The sequence below is a fragment of the Pseudomonas sp. F220 genome, assembly GCF_057813935.1.
The window spans coordinates 12,175-26,820 of sequence record NZ_JBVASJ010000017.1; the positions used below are offsets into that span (position 1 = coordinate 12,175).

At 58.5% G+C, this 14,646-nt stretch carries 12 protein-coding genes and 3 tRNA genes; 14 read left to right on the forward strand and 1 reads right to left on the reverse strand.

Annotated features, from left to right (window positions below; translation table 11 throughout):
- Positions 1-257: 257 nt before the first annotated feature.
- Entirely contained in the window at positions 258-1,268 is a 1,011-nt protein-coding gene (locus ACZYSM_RS16180) for an aspartate-semialdehyde dehydrogenase (protein ID WP_489072480.1), read from the forward strand.
- 204 nt (positions 1,269-1,472) lie between these two features.
- Entirely contained in the window at positions 1,473-4,106 is a 2,634-nt protein-coding gene (locus tag ACZYSM_RS16185; protein WP_489072481.1) for a motility hub landmark protein FimV, read from the forward strand.
- Positions 4,107-4,203: 97 nt separating this feature from the next.
- On the opposite strand, the gene ACZYSM_RS16190 is transcribed toward ACZYSM_RS16185, so the two are convergent.
- Positions 4,204-4,863, reverse strand: coding sequence for a M24 family metallopeptidase (locus ACZYSM_RS16190; RefSeq protein ID WP_489072482.1), 660 nt, complete (start codon positions 4,861-4,863; stop codon positions 4,204-4,206).
- Between the two features lie 230 nt (positions 4,864-5,093).
- Between ACZYSM_RS16190 and truA the strand changes: the two genes are divergently transcribed.
- From truA to ACZYSM_RS16250, 12 genes are all read left to right on the forward strand, one after another.
- On the forward strand, positions 5,094-5,918 hold the full coding sequence (gene truA, locus ACZYSM_RS16195; protein WP_489072564.1) for a tRNA pseudouridine(38-40) synthase TruA: 825 nt from the start codon (positions 5,094-5,096) through the stop codon (positions 5,916-5,918).
- A gap of 63 nt (positions 5,919-5,981) precedes the next feature.
- On the forward strand, positions 5,982-6,605 hold the full coding sequence (locus ACZYSM_RS16200) for a phosphoribosylanthranilate isomerase (protein ID WP_489072483.1): 624 nt from the start codon (positions 5,982-5,984) through the stop codon (positions 6,603-6,605).
- A 269-nt stretch (positions 6,606-6,874) separates the two neighbouring features.
- Positions 6,875-7,795 carry an acetyl-CoA carboxylase, carboxyltransferase subunit beta gene (gene accD / locus ACZYSM_RS16205; RefSeq protein WP_489072566.1) on the forward strand — a complete coding sequence of 307 codons (921 nt, stop codon included), beginning with the start codon at positions 6,875-6,877 and terminating at the stop codon, positions 7,793-7,795.
- Positions 7,792-9,099, forward strand: a complete 1,308-nt coding sequence (gene folC / locus ACZYSM_RS16210; RefSeq protein WP_489072484.1) for a bifunctional tetrahydrofolate synthase/dihydrofolate synthase — start codon at positions 7,792-7,794, stop codon at positions 9,097-9,099. The genes accD and folC overlap by 4 nt, the downstream gene beginning before the upstream one ends.
- A complete protein-coding gene (locus ACZYSM_RS16215; protein WP_489072485.1) occupies positions 9,083-9,733 on the forward strand; it encodes an SPOR domain-containing protein in 651 nt (216 codons plus the stop codon). Before folC ends, ACZYSM_RS16215 begins: the two co-directional genes overlap by 17 nt.
- A gap of 99 nt (positions 9,734-9,832) precedes the next feature.
- Positions 9,833-10,393: a CvpA family protein gene (locus ACZYSM_RS16220; protein WP_489072486.1), complete on the forward strand. Its 561-nt coding sequence runs from the start codon at positions 9,833-9,835 to the stop codon at positions 10,391-10,393.
- Between the two features lie 41 nt (positions 10,394-10,434).
- Positions 10,435-11,940, forward strand: a complete 1,506-nt coding sequence (gene purF, locus ACZYSM_RS16225; protein ID WP_489072487.1) for an amidophosphoribosyltransferase — start codon at positions 10,435-10,437, stop codon at positions 11,938-11,940.
- A 30-nt stretch (positions 11,941-11,970) separates the two neighbouring features.
- Positions 11,971-13,182: an O-succinylhomoserine sulfhydrylase gene (locus ACZYSM_RS16230; RefSeq protein WP_489072488.1), complete on the forward strand. Its 1,212-nt coding sequence runs from the start codon at positions 11,971-11,973 to the stop codon at positions 13,180-13,182.
- Positions 13,183-13,187: 5 nt separating this feature from the next.
- Positions 13,188-13,955, forward strand: coding sequence for an SDR family oxidoreductase (locus tag ACZYSM_RS16235; RefSeq protein ID WP_489072568.1), 768 nt, complete (start codon positions 13,188-13,190; stop codon positions 13,953-13,955).
- 160 nt (positions 13,956-14,115) lie between these two features.
- Positions 14,116-14,191: transfer RNA gene (locus tag ACZYSM_RS16240), tRNA-Val, on the forward strand.
- A 56-nt stretch (positions 14,192-14,247) separates the two neighbouring features.
- Positions 14,248-14,324 (forward strand) — tRNA-Asp (locus tag ACZYSM_RS16245).
- A 101-nt stretch (positions 14,325-14,425) separates the two neighbouring features.
- A tRNA-Asp gene (locus tag ACZYSM_RS16250) sits at positions 14,426-14,502 on the forward strand.
- The last annotated feature ends 144 nt before the right edge of the window (positions 14,503-14,646 follow it).

Consider the following 14,646-nt stretch of genomic DNA (forward strand, 5'->3'; position numbering starts at 1 on the left):
CCGTGCCTTGAAAGAGGTGCGGGTTTTTTGTTGCTGTCAGCGGGGAAGGCTGCGTTGCCGGGCAGGCGGTCATCGCGGGCAAGCCTCGCTCCTACAGGTTGTATGTCGTGCACAAATTCCGCGGTCGACACAAGCCCTGTAGGAGCGAGGCGTGCCCGCGATGGGGCTGGGGCGGGCACCACAAAAAACGCGGCCAATTGCCTGTCCCTCAAACCCCCGGTAAAGTGCCGCTCCCCTGTTTCGCCTGAGGTAGCAACATGAGCCAGTCCTTTGATATTGCCGTGATCGGCGCCACCGGTACTGTCGGCGAAACCCTCGTCCAGATTCTTGAAGAGCGTGATTTCCCTGTCGCCAATTTGCACTTGTTGGCCAGCAGTGAGTCAGCGGGGCATTCGGTGCCGTTCCGCGGCAAGAATGTGCGGGTGCGTGAAGTCGACGAATTCGACTTCAGCAAGGTTCAGTTGGTGTTCTTCGCTGCCGGCCCCGCGGTTACGCTGAGTTTTGCGCCTCGTGCTACGGCTGCTGGTTGCGCAGTGATCGATTTGTCCGGTGCCTTGCCTGCCACGCAAGCGCCACAAGTCGTTCCAGAAGCCAACGGCCATGTGCTGGCCGGTTTGAAAAAGCCAGTACAGCTGAGCAGCCCTAGCGCGTCGGCCACCACGCTGGCGGTAGTGTTGGCGCCATTGCGTGGTTTGCTCGACATTCAGCGCGTCAACCTGACGGCCAGCCTGGCAGTCTCCTCCCAAGGTCGCGAAGCGGTTAAAGAACTGGCCCGGCAAACCGCCGAATTGCTCAACGTTCGCCCGTTGGAGCCGCGATTCTTTGATCGGCAGATGGCCTTTAACCTTTTAGCTCAGGTCGGCACCCCTGATGCTCAAGGCCACACGATGTTGGAAAAGCGCCTGGTCAGTGAGCTGCGTGAGGTCCTGGCAGAGCCTTTGTTAAAGATTTCTGTTACGTGTGTTCAAGCCCCGGTGTTTTTTGGCGATAGCTTTACCGTGACCTTGCAATCGGCGACCGAAATTGACCTCGCGAAGGTCAACGCGGCACTGGACGCTGCTCCGGGTATCGAGCTGGTCGAAGCGGGTGATTACCCGACCGCAGTGGGTGATGCGGTGGGGCAGGATGTGGTTTATGTCGGACGGGTTCGGACCGGAGTCGATGACCCGGCGGAACTTAATCTGTGGCTGACGTCAGATAACGTACGCAAAGGCGCTGCGCTCAACGCTGTGCAATTGGCTGAGTTGTTGATAAAAGACCTTCTGTAAAAGATACTTGGCAACAATTTGCAGGATGATTCTAGCTGGGCGCTATGCTTGGCCGTTTGTTGCTGGAGGCGAGCCGCTGTCTGGGGCTTCCAAGGGCATGAATGAAATAATCGCGTGCAGGTTCAGCACTGTGCGCAATGCCTTATGGCAGCGGCTACTACACCTTCTCGCTGGCCGAGGAATGTTCAAACAAAGGATGAGGCTATGGTTCAAGTTCGCAAACTGGTGTTAGCAATTGCGGCCGCCTCGGCGCTGTCCTCCGGTATGGCGCAGGCCCTTGGGCTCGGGGAATTGACCCTGAAGTCGACTCCGAACCAGCCGCTGGTAGCAGAAATCGAACTGCTTGATGTCAAGGATCTCACCGCTGCCGAAGTGGTACCGAGCCTGGCACCACCGGAAGAGTTCGCCAAGGCGGGTGTCGATCGTCAGGCGTTCCTCAACGACCTGACCTTCACCACGGTACTCAATGCCAGTGGCAAAAGCGTTTTGCGCGTGACTTCGAGCAAGCCGCTGTCCGCACCAATGGTCAAGTTTCTGGTGCAGGTGATGTGGCCTAACGGCCGTCTGCTGCGTGACTACAGTGTGTTGCTCGATCCTTCGAAGTTCTCCCCGCAAACTGCCGAAGCCGCCGCCCAGTCAGCACCCGTTCAAGCTGCTGCGGTCACAGCTCCGCTCACCGGGGCGGGCAAGCCTGCGCAATACACCACTACGCGGCACGACACCCTTTGGGAGATTGCCGCGAAGGCTCGTAACGGCGGCTCGGTCCAGCAGACCATGTTGGCGATTCAGGCGCTGAACCCGGATGCCTTTATCGACGGCAATATCAACCGGCTGAAAACCGGTCAGGTGTTGCGTCTGCCGGACTCAGTACAAAGCACCAGTCTGGCGCAACCTAAGGCCATTGCCGAAGTGGCTGCGCAGAATACTGCCTGGCGTCAGGGCCGTCGTTCAGTTGCACGACCACAGCAACTGGATGCCACCAAACGCGCGAGTGACGATACCGCGCGGTCGCAAACGGCAGTCAAAGATACTTTGAGTCTGGTTTCCGCTGATTCCGGCAAAGCGCGCGGTAAAGGTGCGGCGGGCGATAGCAAGGCGCTGAGCAACAAGTTGGCTGTGACTCGGGAAAGCCTCGATACGACCAAACGCGATAACGCCGAGCTGAAAAGTCGCATGACGGATCTGCAAAGCCAAATGGACAAGCTTCAGCGGCTGATCGAGCTGAAGAACAATCAATTGGCCAAGTTGCAAGCCGAAGGCGCGGGTGTTGCTCAGCCTTCAGCGGCGATGCCGGCAGAGTTGGTCGCTAATCCGCCAGCTGCCCCGTCTGCGGCAGAAGGGGCAGCAACGCCGGCGGCTGATGTTGCCACGCCTGCTACTGTACCTGCCGAGGCGCCGATTCAGGCGGTGACTCCGCCTGCAGAAGAGTCTAAATACAACGATCTGCTGACCAATCCTGTCTTGATGGGCTTGGTCGGTGGTGGTGCGATAGTGGTTCTGCTGTTGCTGCTGTTGTTGGCCCGTCGTCGCAAGGCTCAGCAAGAGGCTGCAAAGCATCTGCGCATGGCCCGTGCCTTGTCGGAGGAGTCGGAGTTTTCTACCGATTTGGATCTGCCGGAAAGCAGCTTCGAAGGCCTTGAGGTTCCACCGCCAAGCGTCAAACTCGCTCCAGCTCCAGCTCCAGCTCCAGCTCCAGCTCCAGCGCCCATTGCTCCCGTTGTGGTTGTGGCGCCTATTGCCGCACCGCTGGTAGCGCCTGCGGCTGAGCGTTCAGGCGACGTTCTGGCGCAAGCGCAAGCGCATATCGAGCGCGGCGGGCTGAATCAGGCTGCCGACATTCTGGAAGGCGCCATCAAGCAGGAGCCGCAACGCAGCGACCTACGCTTGAAGCTGATGGAGGTTTATGGCGAGCAGGGCGACCGTGACGCGTTTGTTGCTCAAGAGCGTAAGTTAGTCGCCAATGGCAAAAATTACGCTGAAGTCGAACAGCTTAAAAGCCGTTTCCCGTCGATGGTTGCAATCGCGGCTGTCGCAGGCCTCGGCGCGGCGGCGGTGGCTGCTGAGCTGGACGCACAATACGTCAAGGATTTGCTGCTTGATGAGCCTGAAGCGCCAGCCCCAGCCCCAGCCCCGGCCGCGGTTGCAGCGGATGATGAGTTTGATACGGACTTTGATCTGAGCCTGGATGACCTGGAAGCGGCTTCTCCTGCGGTGGTAACGCCTGAGCCTGCGCTCGAGGCCTTTCCATTGGATGACAATTTGAGCTTCGAATCGGTTTTGCAGCAGCAGACTGAAGCGAAGGAGAGCCTGGACGATCTGTCGGATTTCGATCTTGATCTCGACGGCGACATGCCGACCGCAACGCTGGCCGATGACGAGTTCCTGCTGAGCCTTGACGATGACCTGAAAGACCTGCCGGTCACTGAAACGCCAACGGGTACCGAGGCGCCAATCGATGATCTGGAGCTGCCAGCTGATTTCGATCTGTCTCTGGCCGATGAAATCGATGCGCAAGCCGAGCCGGATGCGTTCGCTAGCGAGCTCGATGACGTCAACGCCGAGTTGGATCGTCTGTCACAAAGCCTGGAACAACCGCCTATCGCCAAGCCGTTCGCCGAGCCAGGTTTTACGGCCGCGGATATGGCTGCTGACGCTGACGAGCCTGAGTTCGATTTTCTTTCGGGTACCGATGAGGTCACTACCAAACTGGACCTGGCTCAGGCTTACATTGATATGGGCGACAGCGATGGTGCGCGGGATATCCTCAGTGAAGTGATCGCCGAGGGCACTGATGGCCAGAAAAGCGAAGCCAAGGAAATGCTGGCGCGTTTGGCCTGATAAATCGCTCCCGCTTTAACGACAACGGCAGCCATTGAGGCTGCCGTTGTTGTTTCTGTGGCCGCTAGACCCCTGGTACCCCATGCTAGTGCGCGAGTCAGGCCAGCAAATCCTCATAAAACGCCCCAAACGGACGAGTAGGGTGGGCGATCTGGATTTCCAGAATCCACAGGCCAACATTCGGGCAGGCTTCGAAATTTCCGAGATCCCCAGCGCGATAGATTGCGTGGGGGAAATCACTGACGCGATGGCCTTTGATGTCCAGGTTCAACGCCCATCCCATGGCTGTTGCCTGCTCGTCGGCGTAGCGATACAGCTCAGGGCCAGCCACCTGATGGGTTCGCCAATAGTCGTGAACCTGATCAAACAGGGTTTTGGCAGCCGCGGCGCAGGCTTGCATCTCGGGATCGTTGCCGGTGGTGAAGGTCGCGCCGGAGTCACCCTCATGCTGATCCCAGACCACGCCGAGGTCGATAAAGAAAATGTCGTTTTCACCCAGTGCCGGATCGCCTTCGGAGCGCTGTTTGAATGTTTTTAATGTGTTCTCGCCGAAGCGGATCAGCAGCGGATGCCAGATGCGGTCCATGCCCAGTTCTTGCAAAACCTCCAGGCCCAGCACTTTGGCTTCGGATTCAAGCATGCCGGGCTTGATGCGCCTGGCCATTTCTTCGATGGCTTCCCAAGTCTTGCGTTTTGCATGACGCATGCCTTCCAGGCTATAGATCAGGCCAACGGCTTCTTTGTGTATGGCGGTCATTCATCGGGTCTCGGTAGTGGTGTTTTTTGAGTTTCGCTGTATATAAATATATATAGCGGTGTCGTTAGGCTGGATGCAATCGTTGTATGCGGTGGCGATCAAAAAATTGAAGCATGAAACTAAAAGCGGCGTGAACATGGCGTCTCGGTCTCGGGGCCTTATAATGGGCACCTTTGCGTCAATTAGCAGGCTGTAAGTCCTTGGCAAATATAGATAACGCGGCCGCCGAAATGGCGGCCGCAGGCTTTTCCAGAATTGCTCTGGGTGTTGAATACAAAGGTTCGCGTTATTGCGGCTGGCAGCGTCAGGCTTCCGGCGTTTTGACGGTGCAGGAAACCCTTGAAAATGCCTTGTCCAAAGTCGCCGATTCTCCGGTATCGCTGATGTGCGCCGGACGTACCGACGCTGGCGTGCATGCCTGCGGGCAAGTGGTGCATTTCGATACCCAGGCCGAACGCTCGATGAAGGCCTGGGTCATGGGTGCCAACATCAATCTGCCCCACGATATCAGCGTGAGCTGGGCCAAGGTCATGCCGGCCGAATTCCATGCGCGCTTCAAGGCGATTGCCCGGCGCTACCGTTACGTGATTTACAACGATCAGATTCGTCCGGCGCATTTGAATCAGGAAATTACCTGGAACCATCGCCCGCTGGACGTACAGCGTATGGCCGAAGCCGCCGAGCATCTGGTTGGGACTCACGATTTCAGCGCGTTTCGCGCCGGTCAGTGCCAAGCCAAGTCACCGATCAAGAAACTCCACCACCTGCGTGTAACCCAGCACGGCAAGATGATTGTGCTGGATATCCGGGCCGGTTCATTTTTGCATCATATGGTGCGTAACATCGCCGGGGTGCTGATGACCATCGGTGCCGGTGAGCGGCCGGTGGAGTGGGCCAAGGAAGTGCTCGAAAGCCGTATTCGCCGAACCGGTGGCGTGACAGCCCATCCATACGGGCTGTATCTGGTACAGGTTGAGTACCACGACGAATTCGAACTGCCTGAGCGTTTCATCGGTCCACATTTCCTGACTGGATTCTCGGAACTTGACGGCTGACGCCCGGAAAAGCATTTGTTACCATCCGGGGCTTTCTCGGATCAGTCCTGAGGTTCAAACGACATGTCAGCCGTTCGCAGCAAAATTTGTGGGATTACCCGCATAGAAGATGCGTTGGCAGCGGTCGACGCCGGGGCGGATGCGATTGGTTTTGTGTTTTACGCCAAAAGCCCGCGGGCGGTGAATGTGCAGCAGGCGCGGGCGATCATCGCCGCGCTGCCACCGTTTGTGACCACCGTTGGCCTGTTCGTCAATGCCAGCCGTTGCGAACTCGGTGAGATTCTCGATGCGGTGCCACTGGATCTGTTGCAGTTTCACGGCGATGAAACACCGTCTGATTGCGAGGGCTATCACCGTCCTTACATCAAGGCGCTGCGGGTCAAGGCAGGCGATGACATCGCCGCCAGTTGCAAGGCTTATACGGGCGCCAGCGGGATTTTGCTGGATACCTATGTCGAAGGTGTTCCTGGTGGTACCGGTGAAGCCTTCGACTGGTCATTGATACCGGAGGGGCTGAGCAAGCCGATCATCCTCGCGGGTGGTCTGACTGCGAAGAACGTGGCTGAGGCTATTGCGCAGGTCCATCCGTATGCGGTGGACGTCAGTGGTGGGGTGGAGCAGAGCAAAGGCATCAAGGATCACGCAAAGATTCGTGCGTTTATACAGGCCGTACGTAGCAGCACGTAGTCGATGTGACGGCTGGCAGTCTGCCGCCGTCCATAACACCACTGTACAAAACAGGCTGGCACCGTCGCTGGACGGGCCGAAATCGAAGTGGCAACCGCTCTGGAGCGGGTGCCGAGATGGCTGAGGGTTTGTTGGGCTACACGCAGGTCAAGCCTCGCGCTGACCGCGGTAGCGAAACGATCATCGCCGCACACATGAATTTAGCTCAAGGGCATACTCGGGGCTTCGAACGTCAAACGTTCGGGCCGCCGGTACTGGAGAAAGAAAGCATGAGCAACTGGTTAGTAGACAAACTGATCCCTTCGATCATGCGTTCCGAGGTGAAGAAAAGCTCGGTGCCTGAAGGTCTATGGCACAAATGCCCGTCCTGCGACGCCGTGCTGTATCGCCCGGAGCTGGAAAAGACCCTGGATGTTTGCCCCAAGTGCAACCACCACATGCGTATTGGCGCTCGCGCTCGTATCGACATTTTCCTCGACGCTGAAGGTCGTGTCGAACTGGGCGCTGACCTGGAGCCAGTGGATCGCCTGAAATTCCGTGACGGCAAAAAATATAAAGACCGTCTGACCGCTGCCCAAAAGCAGACGGGTGAGAAGGACGCGCTGATCTCCATGAGCGGTACCCTGCTGGGTATGCCAGTGGTGGTTTCGGCATTCGAGTTCTCTTTCATGGGTGGCTCGATGGGTGCCATCGTTGGTGAGCGTTTTGTTCGCGCCGCCAACTATGCGCTGGAAAATCGCTGCCCGATGATCTGTTTCGCTGCTTCCGGCGGTGCGCGGATGCAGGAAGCGCTGATCTCTCTGATGCAAATGGCCAAGACCTCGGCGGTTCTGGCGCGTCTGCGTGAAGAAGGCATTCCGTTCATCTCCGTGCTGACTGACCCGGTTTACGGTGGTGTATCCGCCAGTCTGGCGATGCTCGGTGACGTGATCGTCGCTGAGCCTAAAGCCTTGATCGGCTTCGCCGGCCCGCGTGTGATCGAGCAGACCGTGCGTGAAAAGCTGCCGGAAGGCTTCCAGCGCAGTGAATTTCTGCTGGAACACGGCGCCATCGACATGATCATTGCTCGTCAGGAACTGCGACCGCGTCTGGGTAACCTGCTGGCCCAATTGATGGGGCTGTCGACGCCGGTATTCATCGCCGCCCCGATCGAGTCGATCGTGATCCCTCCGGTGCCTGCAAACCTATGACCGAACGTACCCTTGGCGACTGGCTCGCCTACCTTGAGCAGTTACATCCATCGGCCATCGACATGGGGCTGGAGCGCTCGCAAGAGGTAGCGTCCCGAATGGGGCTGGGCAAGCCGGCGCCTCGGGTGATCACTGTTACGGGTACCAACGGTAAAGGCTCTACCTGTGCGTTCGTGGCCTCCTTGTTGCGAACGCAGGGGCTCAAGGTCGGCGTCTACAACTCACCGCATCTGCTGCGCTACAACGAGCGGGTGCAGGTCAATGGTGTCGAAGCCACTGACGCTGAGCTGTGCGAAGCCTTCGTGGCGGTTGAGGCCGGTCGCGGCGCAATTTCCCTGACTTATTTCGAAATGGGCACCCTGGCGGCGTTCTGGCTGTTCCTGCGTGCAGGTCTCGACGCAGTGGTGCTGGAAGTCGGTCTGGGCGGTCGTCTGGATGCGGTCAACCTGATTGATGCTGACCTGGCGCTGGTCACCAGCATCGGCGTTGATCACTCCGACTGGCTGGGTAATACCCGTGAGTCGGTGGCCTTCGAAAAGGCCGGCATCTTCCGCCAGGGTGCGCCCGCGCTCTGTGGTGATCTCAATCCCCCCCAACCCTTGCTGGACAAGGCGCGCGAGCTCAATTGCCCGTTTTTCCTGCGTGGTCGCGATTTCGATCTGGGTATCACCGAGCACAATTGGCAATGGCGTGGCCTTGATGCGCAAGGCCATGCTGTTGAGCTGCATGATTTGCCTTTGCTCGATCTGCCGATGGAAAACGCTGCGCTGGCGCTGCAGGCTTACCTGTTGCTCGGTTTGCCCTGGCAGGCGGAGCAGATCATCGAAGCGTTGAAAAAAACTCAGATGGTCGGCCGTCTCGATCGACGTCAGTTTGGCTGGCACGGCAAACGTCTGAATCTGCTGCTGGATGTGGGTCATAACCCGCACGCGGCGGAATATCTGGCTCAGCGCCTGGCTCGTCGTCCGTTGGCGGGCAGGCGTTTGGCGGTGTTTGGTTTGCTGGCCGACAAGGATCTCGATGGAGTTCTTGCCGAGTTGAATGGTAGTGTCCAGCAGTGGGCTGTTGCCCCGCTGAATTCGGCACGCAGTCGCCCGGTCGCGGATCTGCAAACAGCCTTGCAGAACCTTGGCGCGTCAGCGACGTCCTATGAGAGTGTCGCTGCCGCGCTGGAAGAGCAGTGTGCCCAGGCGGCGGCTGAGGATGAAATTCTGCTGTTTGGATCATTTTATTGTGTTGCCGAGGCTCTCGAATGGTTAGCCCGGCGCTCCACGGAGGAGGCCGCAAATGGCTTTGCTGGATAACGCTTACAAGCAGCGTATGGTCGGAGCTCTGGTTCTGGTGGCGTTGGCGGTGATCTTTTTGCCGATGCTGTTTTCCCGTCAGGATGAGCAGCGTCAGATAACCGTTGAAGCACCGGCTGCGCCTCAAGCGCCTGCCATGCCGCAGGTGCAGGTTGCGCCAGTGGCCGTACCTGAACCGCAAAGTCTGCCGCAAGAGCCGGTTCCGAGCGATGAAGAGATCGCGGCTCAAGAGGCACCGTCCTCGCCGATCGCACCGGCTGCTTCAGTGTCAGCACCGGCCGCACCGAGCAAACCTGTAGCTCCCGCGCCAGCGCCAAAGCCCACAGCGGCCCAGCCTGTTGCGCCAGCGCCGAGCAAGCCCGATGTGGGCCAAAGTCGCGTCGATGCCAATGGTCTGTCGGTCAGCTGGTCGGTTCAGTTGGCCAGTCTGTCCAGTCGGGAAAGCGCCGAGAGCTTGCAGAAAACCCTGCGCAGCCAAGGTTATAACGCGTACATCCGTACCGCGGACGGCAAGAATCGGGTGTTCGTCGGGCCGCTGATCGAGCGCGCTGAAGCCGATCGTCTGCGGGACTTGCTAGGTCGTCAGCAGAACCTCAAGGGTTTTGTGGTGCGCTTCCAGCCTGAGCGCGGTTGAGGCTATTGCACTGATTTGAAGTGCGCTGACAATCGAAGCTTACCGACAGGCATGCGCTTCTGCTAAAATGCGCCGCCTAATCTGTCTGTAGGCTGCACTGTGCCATTTACCTGGGTTGACTGGGCGATCGTTGCAATTATCGCCATCTCCGCTTTGATCAGTTTGAGTCGCGGCTTCGTCAAAGAAGCACTATCGCTGCTCACCTGGATCATCGCAGGAGTCGTAGCCTGGATGTTCGGTGGCTCATTGGCCCAGTACCTCGCCGGATACATCGAAACACCTTCGGCTCGCGTGATCGCGGGCTGTGCCATCATGTTTGTCGCCACCTTACTGGTAGGCGCAATGATCAATTATCTTATCAGCGAGCTTGTTCGCGTCACCGGCCTGTCCGGGACCGATCGGTTTCTCGGCACGGCCTTCGGCGCAGCGCGTGGCGCATTGCTGGTGGTCGTGGCGGTCGGGCTGTTGAGCCTGGGGCCGGTACAGCAGGACGCGTGGTGGCAGGGGTCACAGCTCGTGCCAAAATTTCTATTGGTTGCAGACTGGTCCAAAAACCTGATCCTTGGGTGGAGCAGTCAGTGGCTTGCCAGCGGTATCAGCGTACCCGCTGAAATACCGTTCAAGGAATACCTCTTGCCGACGGCCAAAACGCCTCAGTGAGTTGTGTTCAGTTCAGATCCATTAAGTAGGGGTTGCGTCGCATGTGTGGCATCGTCGGTATCGTCGGTAAGTCGAACGTCAATCAGGCGCTGTATGACGCGCTAACCGTCCTCCAGCACCGCGGCCAGGACGCTGCCGGTATCGTGACCAGCCATGATGGCCGGTTATTCCTGCGCAAGGACAACGGCCTGGTCCGTGATGTGTTCCATCAGCGGCATATGCAGCGTTTGGTTGGCCATATGGGCATCGGCCATGTGCGTTACCCGACCGCGGGCAGCTCGACCTCGGCCGAAGCTCAGCCGTTTTACGTCAACTCGCCTTACGGCATCACCCTGGCGCACAACGGTAACCTGACCAACGTTGAACAACTGGCCAAGGAGATTTACGAATCTGACCTGCGCCATGTCAACACCAACTCCGATTCGGAAGTCCTGCTCAACGTGTTCGCTCACGAACTGGCCCAGCGCGGCAAGTTGCAGCCAACCGAAGAAGACGTTTTCGCCGCCGTAACCGACGTGCACAATCGCTGCGTGGGTGGTTATGCCGTGGTTGCGATGATCACGGGTTATGGCATCGTCGGTTTCCGTGACCCGAACGGCATCCGTCCGATCGTCTTCGGTCAGCGTCATACCGATGAGGGCGTTGAGTACATGATCGCCTCGGAAAGCGTTTCCCTGGACGTGCTCGGCTTCACCCTGATTCGCGACGTGGCACCGGGCGAAGCGGTCTACATCACTGAAGACGGCAAGCTGCACACCCGTCAGTGCGCGATCAACCCGAAACTCACTCCCTGCATCTTCGAGCACGTCTATCTGGCGCGCCCGGATTCGATCATCGACGGTGTATCGGTCTACAAGGCTCGTCTGCGCATGGGCGAGAAGCTCGCAGACAAGATCCTGCGCGAGCGTCCACAGCACGACATCGACGTCGTCATCCCAATTCCGGACACCAGCCGCACCGCGGCGCTGGAGCTGGCGAACCACCTGGGCGTCAAGTTCCGTGAAGGTTTCGTCAAAAACCGCTACATCGGCCGGACGTTCATCATGCCGGGCCAGGCAGCACGGAAAAAATCCGTACGCCAGAAGCTCAACGCTATTGAGCTCGAATTCCGCGGCAAGAACGTGATGCTGGTGGACGACTCCATCGTTCGCGGCACCACCTGCAAGCAGATCATTCAGATGGCCCGTGAAGCGGGTGCGAAGAATGTCTACTTCTGCTCGGCGGCACCGGCTGTTCGCTACCCGAACGTCTACGGCATCGACATGCCGAGCGCTCACGAGCTGATCGCACACAATCGCACCACACAGGACGTTGCTGATCTGATCGGCGCCGACTGGCTGGTCTATCAGGATCTGCCGGACCTGATCGAAGCGGTTGGCGGTGGCAAGGTCAAGATCGAGAGCTTCGACTGTGCAGTGTTCGACGGCAAATACGTGACGGGCGATATCGACGAGGCTTACCTGAACAAGATCGAGCAGGCACGCAACGATGCCTCCAAGGTCAAGACTCAGGCCGTCAGCGCGATCATCGACCTGTACAACAACTGATTTGGAAAACAAGACTAAGGAGTAGGCAGCATGAGTCAGGATTGGGATGCCGGTCGGCTGGACAGCGACCTTGACGGCGTAGCTTTCGATACCCTGGCCGTGCGCGCCGGTCAGCACCGTACGCCGGAAGGTGAGCACGGTGATCCGATGTTCTTCACTTCCAGTTACGTGTTCCGCACGGCCGCCGATGCGGCTGCGCGGTTCGCTGGTGAAGTGCCCGGCAACGTCTACTCGCGTTACACCAACCCTACGGTACGCTCGTTCGAAGAGCGTATCGCGGCGCTGGAAGGCGCTGAGCAAGCGGTTGCCACGGCAACTGGCATGGCGGCGATCCTTGCGGTGGTCATGAGTCTGTGCAGCGCTGGCGATCATGTGCTGGTGTCGCGCAGCGTGTTTGGTTCGACCATCAGTCTGTTCGAAAAATATTTCAAGCGTTTTGGTATCGAAGTGGATTACGTGCCTCTGGCGCAATTGTCCGGCTGGGATGCGGCGATCAAGGCCAATACCAAATTGCTATTCGTTGAATCACCGTCTAACCCATTGGCCGAATTGGTGGATATCGCGGCATTGTCCGAGATTGCCCATGCCAAGGGTGCGATGCTGGTAGTCGACAACTGCTTCTGCACGCCGGCGCTGCAACAGCCGTTGAAGCTGGGTGCTGACGTGGTGGTGCATTCGGCCACCAAGTTCATTGATGGCCAAGGCCGTTGCATGGGCGGTGTGGTTGCCGGCCGTAGTGAGCAGATGAAAGAAGTGGTTGGTTTCCTGCGTACTGCCGGGCCGACCCTGAGCCCATTCAACGCCTGGATTTTCCTCAAGGGCTTGGAGACATTGAACCTGCGTATGCGCGCCCACTGTGCCGGTGCTCAGGTTCTGGCCGAATGGCTGGAGCAGCAGGACGGGATCGAGAAGGTGCATTACGCCGGTCTCAAGAGCCATCCGCAGCATGAGTTGGCTCAGCGTCAGCAGCGTGGCTTCGGTGCGGTGGTGAGTTTCGAGGTCAAGGGGGGCAAAGAGGGCGCCTGGCGCTTCATTGATGCAACCCGACTGATTTCGATCACTGCGAATCTGGGCGACAGCAAAACCACCATCACCCATCCGAGCACCACCTCTCACGGCCGTCTGGCACCGCAAGAGCGTGAGGCGGCCGGGATTCGTGACAGCCTGATCCGGATTGCGGTCGGTCTGGAAGATGTCGCTGATTTGCAGGCAGATCTGGCGCGCGGGCTGGCCGCCTTGTGATCGAGATGTCCATGGAGGCGGGTAGCACCAATGGTCGTGTTGCGCTGGTTACCGGCGCGGCGCGTGGCATTGGTCTGGGGATTGCGGCCTGGCTGATCAGCGAAGGCTGGCAGGTGGTGCTGACAGACCTTGATCGCGTGCGCGGTTCAAAGGTTGCCAAGGTTCTCGGTGAAAGCGCTTGGTTCATCACCATGGATGTGGCTGATGAGCGGCAGGTTGCTGTGGGCGTTGCCGAGGTGCTCGGTCAGTTCGGGCGCCTTGATGCGCTGGTCTGCAATGCTGCGGTGGCTGATCCGCACAATATCACCCTGGAAAGTCTTGATCTGGCTTACTGGAATCGCGTTCTGGCGGTGAACCTCAGTGGGCCGATGCTGCTGGCCAAGCACTGCGCGCCTTATCTGCGTGCTCACAGCGGTGCCATTGTCAATCTGGCTTCGACCCGGGCCAGGCAGTCGGAGCCGGATTCCGAGGCTTACGCGGCGAGCAAGGGTGGTCTGCTGGCGCTGACGCATGCGCTGGCGATCAGTCTTGGTCCGGAGATTCGGGTCAATGCGGTCAGTCCTGGCTGGATCGATGCTCGAGACCCGGTTGTGCGCCGTGCGAAGCCGCTGACGGACGCTGATCATGCTCAGCACCCGGCAGGCAGGGTAGGGACGGTTGAGGACGTGGCGGCGATGGTGGCGTGGCTGCTGTCGAAGAATGCAGGGTTTGTCACGGGCCAGGAGTTTGTGGTCGACGGTGGTATGACCAAGAAAATGATTTATCGCGAGTAGGAGCGTAGCTTGCTCGCGATGCGGCTTGCGCAAGGGAGCTGTTCGAGTGAATGGCTGCCCGGGAAAGATAATCTGATTTTGTCTTTTTCAGAAAAACTTCAAGCGGGGTATTGACTTAGCTTCGGTATCTGCGTAAATTTCGCGGCCTCAACGAAGCAAAGGGTGATTAGCTCAGCTGGGAGAGCATCTGCCTTACAAGCAGAGGGTCGGCGGTTCGATCCCGTCATCACCCACCACTTCTTGAGAGTCTTTCGAAAGAAAGATGGAAGCTTTTAAAAGCCTCCACCGACGCGCAGCGGTAGTTCAGTCGGTTAGAATACCGGCCTGTCACGCCGGGGGTCGCGGGTTCGAGTCCCGTCCGCTGCGCCATATTTTCCAGATCGGGTTTACCCGGTTTGAGATTGAAAAGCCTCGAAGCTTTCCAGTCAGACGATTTCAAAGGTTCAAATGGACGCAAGTCCAAGCGATACGCAGCGGTAGTTCAGTCGGTTAGAATACCGGCCTGTCACGCCGGGGGTCGCGGGTTCGAGTCCCGTCCGCTGCGCCATATCTGCCTCAAGGCCCACTGAACGCCTTGAAGCTACGAAGAAAGCCGATGGCTACTTCTGATTGATAGCAAAGACCCTGGTCGAAAGACCGGGGTTTTTTGTGTCCGGGATTTGGGGTTCCCGCCTCTTTTGCTCCCAACCTT